The organism is uncultured Corynebacterium sp., assembly GCF_945649885.1.
Taxonomy (GTDB): domain Bacteria; phylum Actinomycetota; class Actinomycetes; order Mycobacteriales; family Mycobacteriaceae; genus Corynebacterium.
The window spans coordinates 1-9,077 of the sequence record NZ_CALZFS010000119.1; the positions used below are offsets into that span (position 1 = coordinate 1).

A 9,077-nucleotide genomic window follows, 5' to 3' on the forward strand; every position below is an offset into this window, starting at 1 on the left:
TCATCTGCTTGTGGATCATCAGTTACCAGAACATCTGAGCGTGTCTTGGTCACCGCCTGCTTATAGTCCAGGCCGAGAGAATCACAAAGCGACTGCAGCGCAAAGCCCTGGGCATAGCGCTCGCCATTGACATAGGTGGAGCCCCGGAAAACCACGCGGGTACCTTCCTGGAAGAACTCTTCAGGCTTGACCCACACCATCTCAGATACCTCATCCGCCGGGGGACCTTCCAAGATGCGCGCAGGGGAGGAGAGATCAGTGGGAACCTCAGATCTAGTCTCAGTGTCACTGACTTCCTCCACACTGGGGGCTACCTCAGATGCATTGAGGAAGGGACCGTTGTGGTACCAGTTTTCGAAGTCATCCTGGGAGATGATCGGCTTTCCGTACTCCCGGGCATTTTGTGCCTTGCCAGACATGGAAGCAGGGTCAGCCGCGACGAGAACATCACAACGAGTCTTCGACACTCCAGTTTTGTATTCAAGTTGGCGGTCATTGCACAGCTGGATCAGACGTGCGTCATCAGCAGGTCCACCGAGTAGGTTATTGCGGCCGGTGAATGCGATGCGGGTCCCAGCTACCAATAGCTCACTGATGTTCTGGGTGTTCTCTGATGGAGCATCTATATCCACGCTCTCAATGCCAGCGCGGCGTGCCCTGTCCTGGACTTCTTCATATTGTTCCCGCTTCCAGAATCCGCGGGAGATGGCCCAGGCGGAGAGAAGTTCTGCTGTTTCTTCTAGTTCTGTGCGGTCCAGGTCCTGGGTGTGGCCTCCGGAGAAGGCTGCCCAGGCATTATCAGAGTCGGTGGCTCGGGTGGGATCGAGCTGCATAGGACTGTATCCCGACCATCGGGGGATGAAGACCGCACCTTCTGTGTCCTGTGCCACCTGGGGGACTGCCTGGCCGTGGGTGATGGTGAAAGGATTGTTGCGGTAGGTGTCGACCATGCTCTGGCAGCGGGTGATCACATCTGTTCCAGTCGGGGTGATGGAGAATTCTGTGATGTCGTAGCCGGTGCCCAAGGAGAGTTCGATGCCCTTTTCCTGGTGGCGGACGGCCCGTTCCAACATAGGTAGTTCATCACCGATGATGATTCCTCCGGCAGCCTGTCGGAGGAGAAGCGGCCAGAAGTCGCCCAGGGTCGGTGCCATGGCCAGGCCACCGGAGGGCACGTTATTGCGTTGCCCGAAGTCTCCGAGGTCGGACATCGGGTTGATCCAGGAACCGAAGTTCGCCACCTCTACTCCATTGTCCAGGATGATGGCGTGCACTCGGGCGACATGGTCACTGATGCCGAAGTTGACTCCGTCGAAGGAGAGGAACACCAGGCGGGAGGTAGAAGCGTTGGGTGTAACCTCACGGCGGATCATCCGGACCAGGCTGTTGTTCGCACGGATATGGCGGTGTTCGACCGGAGTACTGAATCTGAGATTGTCCAGATCAACACCTCGGGAAAGAGCGACATAGAACTGCCCATCAGTGGCGGTGCCACCACTTAAGTTGATGAACAGTTTCGGGATCGTCTTGCCCTGAGATTTGTGGATGGTGATAGCCCAAGCCAGGATCACCGGAAATTGCTTGATTGTTCCTACGACATCACTGGACAACGCGCCTGAAGTCATGGAAGGGCGTTTGATTTCCCACGTGTGTTTGCCCAGCTTGACAACCTCATTGTTGTGGTCAAGGTGGACGCTGATGCTCTCTTCGGATGCGGCCACCACCGTGCCGAAACTGCCGTTGACAAAGAGCCCGCCGGAGTCATTGGTGATCGTCATGACGCGAGCCCCGAGGGCGTAGTGGAGCTCTTCAGATCCACTGAAGGAGTTGGAGTCAGTGGTGCCTTCATATACTGCGGTGGAGAGGAAGTGAGGAGTCTCCAGCTCATTGAGGCGTGCCTGGTTGATTTTCTCCACGGTGCGACGGTGGGAGGCCAGGGTCACCCAGTCACCGGGCGCCTGGAAGTTGGGGTCAACGCGGGCATTGAGGATGCTGAGTGCAGAGTCGCCGACGCTGCCTTCCCTGACCTGGTTGAGTACCTCGATGAACTCGTCATCTGTCTGACGCCAGATAGTGCTCAGGGTGATGTTATGGAGGGAGAGGTCCTGGAAACAGTGTGCGGAGAAGAAGTAGGGGCTGCCCCATCGGGAGGTGAAGAGTTCTGCTTCATGGTTGGTCACCACGGGAGGCAGCTGGAGTAGGTCTCCAACCAGGATGAGCTGGACACCGCCGAAGGCTTTGTCGCTGTTGCGGATGCGGCGCAGTGCGATGTCCATCATGTCGAAGAGGTCTGCACGCACCATGGAGATCTCATCGATGACAAGGATATCCACAGCTTTGAGCACATTGGTGATCTTGGATCCAGGTCCCCATTTCCCTCCTGGTTTGAGATCATCGGGGTACATGCCCGGCCGGAATCCGAATGTGCGGTGGATGGTGAATCCGTCGGTGTTGAGAGCGGCCACGCCAGTGGGGGCGGTGACCAGAACATTCTCCTGGGTGAGTGAATCCAAGTAGGTGCGCAGTAGGGTGGATTTACCGGTACCTGCTTTACCGGTGATGAGTACATGCGCACCGGAGTGGATCGATTCAAGTGCGGATTTAAACTCTGTGGTTATGGTGATTGACACGTCAGCAGACAACTTTCAGCTTCAAGTATTTTCCTGTAGGGCCATTGAAGCATGGGGGCCGGACATTAGCCCTGGAAGTTGTTCTAATTCTTCGAATAGAAAAGAAAAAGGAGCGCACCCACACCACATTTCTGGTGTGAGCACACCCTCCGGTCAGCGCAAAAAGAATTAGCCGATGCGCTTTACAGCATCCACGACCAGACCCCAGAACTTGTCAAAGTCCAGGTCCACGGCAACCTGGGTGGTGCAATCTGCTGGTGCAGGGGCGCGGAAGTCAGCCACGGTCATGCCGGTGGTCAGGGCGCCGGAGAGTTCCACATCAAGGGGAGCCTTGCGGGTGGTGAACACGGTGGGATCAATCAGGTAGGCCACAGCGCAGGGATCGTGGACTGGTGGGTTATCAAAGCCCTGGGCGTCCTGGTAGTTCTTGCGGAAAGCGTCGAAAAGCGCGATGACGAAGTCAGCGACGTCGGTGCCGAGCTCGCTGAGCTTGGCTTCGATTTCCGGGGTGGCCAGTGCCTGGTGGGTGAGGTCGAGTCCGACCATGGTCAGGGGCCACTTCTCATTGAAGACGATGTGGGCAGCCTCTGGGTCGATCTTGATGTTGAACTCAGCCACGGCGGTCCAGTTACCCACGTGGTAGCCACCACCCATGAGCACAACTTCCTTCACGCGCTCAGCGATGCGTGGTTCCTTACGTACCGCCAGGGCGATGTTGGTCAGGGGACCGGTGGGCACAAGTGCCACCGTGCCGGGCTCATTGTTCATGATGGTGTCGATGATGAAGTCGACTGCATGGGTGCCCTCCACCTGCTTGGTCGGCTCGGGGAGTTCATAGTTGTGGATCTCCATGCCGGTGTCGCCGTGGATGTCCTCAGCCACCTCGACCGGGCGGACCAGGGGGCGGGTGACACCACGGTAAATGGGGGCGTTGATATCGGCGATGGTGGCTACAACCTGGGCATTGTGAGTAACTTTGTCCAGGGTGTGGTTACCACCCACGGTGGTGATGCCGAGCAGTTCGATCTCCGGGCTTCCGGCAGCCAGCAGCATCGCCACGGCGTCGTCATGGCCGGGATCGCAGTCGAGGATGATCTTGGTGGTCATGGTGAAAAACTCCTTAAGAAATGAAAGTTAAGAGGTGGCGGCAGCGGCTTTTTCTTCGGCCAGGTTCTTGGCAGCCACTGTATCGGTGATGGATTCCGGACGCGGGATGAGCAGGGAGCACAGGAAGGCCAGCACCAGGATGACCACACCAGCCCACATACCGGCGGCATAACCACCATTGCTGTCACCGAAGGCAGTGGCCACGGCGAAGAGGATGGCGAAGGAAATACCTGCACCCAAGTTGAAAGCACCGGCGTTCATACCCGGCAGATAGCCCTGGTTATTGGCAGGGGAGAGGACGATACCCAGACCGTTGAGCATGATGTTGGCGATACCGGCGTAGGTGATACCGATGAAGACCGACAGGCCCAGGTAGGCGAAGGAAGAAGTGCTGCCCACCAGGAAGGTGGCGCCTGCGACACCGATGATGGTGGCGGCGATACCGATCTGCAGGACGATCTTGTAGCCGAACTTACCGGCCAGCACACCTGCGATCGGGCCGAACATCAGACCAGCCAGAGCATAGGGGGTCAGGGTCCACCAGGAGACCACACCGGCAGACATGCCAGCGCCATGGGTGGCATCCTGTGCCAGGTTGGGCAACAGGCCATTCATCACGGCGAAGACACCGGTCATGGTGAGCAGGGTGCTCAGCAGCAGCGCCCAGGTACGACGCTGTCCCAGGTACTCCACACTGACCAGTGGGTTCTTCACACGCTTTTCAATGTTGTAGAAGACAACCACACCGGCGATACCGACGATGAAGAGGGCGACCACCAGGATCCAGTTGGCATCAGCAAGCTTGCCGGCCTCATTGAAGGCCATGAGCAGCGAACCGATGGAGACCGCCAGTGGCAGCACTCCGAGCCAGTCCATCTTCGGGGTTTCCTCAGCGGTGGATTCCTTGACACCAAAGGGCAGGGCGAAGGCAGCGATCACGCAGAAGACAGCCATGACCCAGAAGATGGAGCGGAAACCGAAGGTTTCCGCCAACCAGCCACCGGCAATTGCATCCACGCCGCCGATACCACCGTTGACGGAGGTGACAACACCCAACAACAGGGCATACTGCTTTTCATTGGTGACCTGCTGGCGCAGGATGATCAGGCACAGTGGCACAGTCGGACCGGCGACACCCTGGATCAGACGGCCCAGGAAGAGCACCGCCACATTAGGTGCCAGAGCTGCCACGACACAGCCGATACCGGTGACAATCATCATGCCGATCAGCACCTTGCGGCGACCAATCAGGTCACCCCAGCGCGGCAGGAACAGGGAAAACAGGGCGGCCGCGGTGAAGAAGGCGGTCTGGGTCATGCCGATCTGGGCAGGTGTTGCCGTGAGTTCGACCTCCATGGTGGCAAGTGCGGGTGCCAGCATGGATGCGTTGAGCTGGAAGGCGAACACCGCCACCAGCAGGGCAATCATCAAGGGGAGGATGGTTGCTGCCGAGGCTTTCCTCGGCTGAGTATCGATTGACATTATCGTTTCTCGTTTCGGTGTGGGATTCAGTTATTCAAGGAAGTTCGGAGGTCAGAGTGGGGTAGGAGGCCTGCGCCCCCGGCTTCGTGGCGGCATAGGCGCCGACGCGGGCGGCGAAGGTCGCAGCATCAATGAGGGTTTCACCTGCAGCGAGCTTTGCCACAAGTGCCCCAGCAAAGGCGTCACCACTACCGGTGGTGTCTACAGCTGTGATCTTCGGAGTCGGGATTTCGCTCAGCTTGCCTGGGGTGCCAACCAGTGCGCCTTCGGCACCAAGGGTCATGACCACGGAAGCAAAACCTTGCTCCAATAGGGCAGTGACCAGCTCTTCTGGATCAGTGGTGTCAGCTGGTGCGTCGAGCATGTCCAGCACAAGAGCCCCCTCGTGTTCATTGACCAGCAATGGATCAGCCTGACGCAGCTGATCATGTCCCACAGGGACAACTGGAGCCAGATTGATCACCACACGCCCCTGTGCAAGTTCCACAGTACGGTCAAAACCATCAGCAGGAATCTCACCCTGGAGCAGCACAATGCCGGCATCTGCGATGAGCTGGGAATGCTCTTCCACATAGTTTGCGTTGATAGTTGCATTGGCACCCGGGATGACGATGATGGTGTTCTCACCGTCTTCAGAAACGGTGATCACCGCAAGTCCAGTGGGGCCATCCACGGTGGCAATCGCTGACAGATCAGCACCGGATTCACGCATGTGGGCCAGCGCATCACCGGCCATCTGATCAGAGCCAACAGCACCAACCATGGTGACCTTGGCACCGAGTTGTGCTGCTGCCACCGCCTGGTTGGCACCTTTGCCACCAGCGCTGACGGTGCCACCGCTGCCCAGGAGAGTTTCTCCGGGAGCAGGGTGGCGCTGGACGTTGGTGGTCAGGTCAGCGTTGATGGAGCCGACCACGACGATGCTGGAACCGGTTGAGTCAGTCATTGGGGATTGTCGTCCTTTTCCTACTTGTGGGTTGTTATCGATTGACGTTCGATGAGGGTGGTGGGGATCAGAGTTTTCTGCAGAGTTGGCGTAGTGCCAGCCATTAACTCAGTGAGGAGGGCGACCGCCTTTTCCGCAAGTGTTTCCACATTCTGATCAATCACCGTCAGGGGATGAGGCTGCAGGGCAAAGAGTGGGTGGGTATCAAAACCCACCACACTGATGTCCTGGCCGATGACCAGACCAGCTTTATGGCAGGCCTCGACAACCCCGATCGTCATCATGGAATCACCGGCAAAGAGTGCCTGGACGCCCTGCTCAATAAGCTCCGTGGCACCTTCACAGCCCATACTCTGCTCATATCCACCGAGGAACACCGGTTGCTCGGGGAGTCCTGCCTCTGCGCAGGCTGTGCGGAAGTTTCTCAAGCGGTCCCGGCCGGTAGAGGTGTCCATCGGGCCAGAAAGATAACCAATGGGAAGGGCCTTGTGCTTAGCCAAAAGGGTGACAGCGGCAGTAATTCCGGGAAGGGAATCAGAGGTGACGGTAGGGATACTGGAACTGGGAAGCTCACGGTCAATCAGCACCAGGGGCATGCCCTGTTTGTGGAGCTGCTCCAACTGCTGTGCGCATTGCTCATTGGGCACACAGATGATGCCATCCACACCATGACCAGCCAGGAACTCCAGAGAGGAAGCCATGGTGGAGGTATCTTCATTGTTGTTGGTGATGATCGTGGCAAGACCTGCCTCACCGGCGGTGTTCTGGATGGCGGTGACCATGGCAGCAAAGTAATGGTTGATCAGGCTGGGAACCACCACACCGAGGGTGTTGGAACGGGAACTCTGCAGGGCACGGGCCTGAGCATTAGGACGGTAACCGAGCTCCGCGGCCAGTTCTTGGATCCGTTCGCGGGTCTTGACTGCCACAGCCGGGTTGTCGGCGAGGGCTCGGGAGGCGGTGGCAATGGACACACCTGCCTGGTGAGCCACCTCCTTGAGCGTGGGGCGAGGATTATCGCCTGCCATGTGAGTTCACCTCAAACCTTCCCACTAATTGCGCAAACGATTGCTGTAAACGTTTACATTTTTCATTAAGTTGAATTTATTACGGACAATGTGGCTTTAGCAACAGCTCGGGGGAGAGGGAGGGGTAGAGGTGCAGGGTTGCCCCAGCCAGGGGGAAATAAAGAAAATGCACTACCATCCCGCGGGCGGACTGGTAGTGCATATATCGGAAAAGCTGTGCGGCGAATGCTTTAGTAAAGAGCATCCTTGATGGCATCCCAGCCAGGCTTGAGCTGCTCATTGTAGTTGCGCCAATCATGCACACCGGACCCCTTGTAATCAACAACTTGGTGGGTCATGCCAGCCTTGCGCATGGATTTATCCAGTGCCTCGGTGCAACTGAGAGAACCACGTTCCAGGACGACACCGGCTAATAAGTTGTAGAAAGGATCATCAGCGGAATCTGCCAGGTCGACGTCATCAACAACGCCATTGGCAGCAGAGAGGTAGACAGCCATATCGCGCAGTCCTTCAGGGTTGGAGGTGACATCATGAGCCTTCCAGGTGTCAGAACCGGTAGGTCCCCACATGTTCTCCAGGTTTCCACCGCGGGAATTCACGGTCAGCGACACAGTGGTCTGTCCGATTGGATCAAGAGTGGAGTAGCAACCAGAGAAGCCCATGACGCCGTCAAAGAAGTCAGGGTTAGAATTGGCCAGGTGCACCGCACCCGTGGCGCCCATGGACAATCCACCAATACCGCGGTGGCCGTTGAAGTTCAGTTCTTCTTCCGCCTCCAGCAGTGGAGCGAGCTCCTTCACGATGAAGGTTTCCCACATGATGCGACCCAGGGCTGGATCTTCTTTCAGCCAGTCTGAATACATTGAAGCAGCTGCACCCAGTGGCATGACCACGGTGAGGTTCTCATCATTAAAAACCTTCGGCGCCTCTCCATGGTTGATCCAACCGGAGGAGTTCTTGTTTCCACCGATTCCATCAAGCATGTACAGCATCGGGGCAGGGGCGTATGGATCCGCGGACTTCATGATCTGCACATCCACATTGCGCTGCATGGATGGTGAAGCTACGGTCCATTTCTCCAGGCGGAGACCGTCCTGCACCTGCTTATTCACCAGCTCCACTTCAGTGATGGAGGGATCAGTCTGGAAGGGGTAGTCAGAGTCACTACTGAGCAGGGGGCCACCAAGCGGCAGCTGAGAAGAACCGATCAAAGACATTGAGCTCAGTAATCCATCAAGGGAACTACCACTGACATCAGGATTCCCTGAAGAAAAAGCAACGAAGTCCTGGGCTGACGAACCGGATGATCCGGAGCTCTGTGCGACAGCGACGGGAGTGATGAGAGTCAAAGTGATGACACCGGCGATGAGCGCACGGGAAACTAGATGTTTCAAAGAAACGAGACCTCCGGAACAATATTAAGAAATAAATACGCTAGATAATCTAACACCTGCTCTATAGGTGACCGTCATCTGGGATTATGGGTAACAGGTTGTTTTTGTTGATCTTTGAGTTGAAGTCACTCAAGCATCCTTAGATGGCTGAAACTTACTGGGGAGGCTGATTTCAGTGTTAGGGACGTGCTTTTAGTAGCGCGGTTCTGAGGATTTGATAGCACGGGTATGAGCTTCGGATAGCAGCATCTGGTGGTCTGTGGTGATCTCAGGTCCACACGCAGTAATTCGGCTGCGTGTGGACCTCGAAGAGGAGGGTACTGACCCCTGTTTGGTAGACACCTAATATCCCAACAATGTGGGACAGAAAGGTAACCTACCGATCATGCCAACCAAGACCTACTCCGAGGAGTTCAAACGCGACGCCGTTGCTTTGTATGAGAACTCCGATGGGGCCTCACTTCAACAGATCGCCAACGATCTCGGCATC

The 9,077-nt window shown here is 56.9% G+C and carries 7 protein-coding genes; 1 reads left to right on the top strand and 6 read right to left on the bottom strand.

From position 1 onward, the window contains the following. From Q0M74_RS11410 to Q0M74_RS11435, 6 genes are all read right to left on the bottom strand, one after another. Positions 1–2,630: AAA family ATPase (locus Q0M74_RS11410; protein WP_293954523.1), on the bottom strand; the 2,630-nt coding region annotated here is incomplete at its 3' end. 168 nt (positions 2,631–2,798) lie between these two features. Next, positions 2,799–3,737, bottom strand: coding sequence for a nucleoside hydrolase (locus tag Q0M74_RS11415; RefSeq protein ID WP_293954525.1), 939 nt, complete (start codon positions 3,735–3,737; stop codon positions 2,799–2,801). A 27-nt stretch (positions 3,738–3,764) separates the two neighbouring features. Next, positions 3,765–5,219 carry an MFS transporter gene (locus tag Q0M74_RS11420; RefSeq protein ID WP_293954527.1) on the bottom strand — a complete coding sequence of 485 codons (1,455 nt, stop codon included), beginning with the start codon at positions 5,217–5,219 and terminating at the stop codon, positions 3,765–3,767. Between the two features lie 34 nt (positions 5,220–5,253). Beyond that, positions 5,254–6,165, bottom strand: a complete 912-nt coding sequence (locus Q0M74_RS11425; RefSeq protein ID WP_293954529.1) for a ribokinase — start codon at positions 6,163–6,165, stop codon at positions 5,254–5,256. A 20-nt stretch (positions 6,166–6,185) separates the two neighbouring features. Then, a complete protein-coding gene (locus Q0M74_RS11430; protein WP_293954531.1) occupies positions 6,186–7,193 on the bottom strand; it encodes a LacI family DNA-binding transcriptional regulator in 1,008 nt (335 codons plus the stop codon). 230 nt (positions 7,194–7,423) lie between these two features. Further along, positions 7,424–8,587, bottom strand: a complete 1,164-nt coding sequence (locus tag Q0M74_RS11435; RefSeq protein ID WP_293954532.1) for an alpha/beta hydrolase family protein — start codon at positions 8,585–8,587, stop codon at positions 7,424–7,426. Between the two features lie 385 nt (positions 8,588–8,972). Between Q0M74_RS11435 and Q0M74_RS11440 the strand changes: the two genes are divergently transcribed. Beyond that, positions 8,973–9,077 (top strand): transposase (locus Q0M74_RS11440; RefSeq protein ID WP_293954533.1); only part of this gene is annotated, 105 nt, incomplete at its 3' end.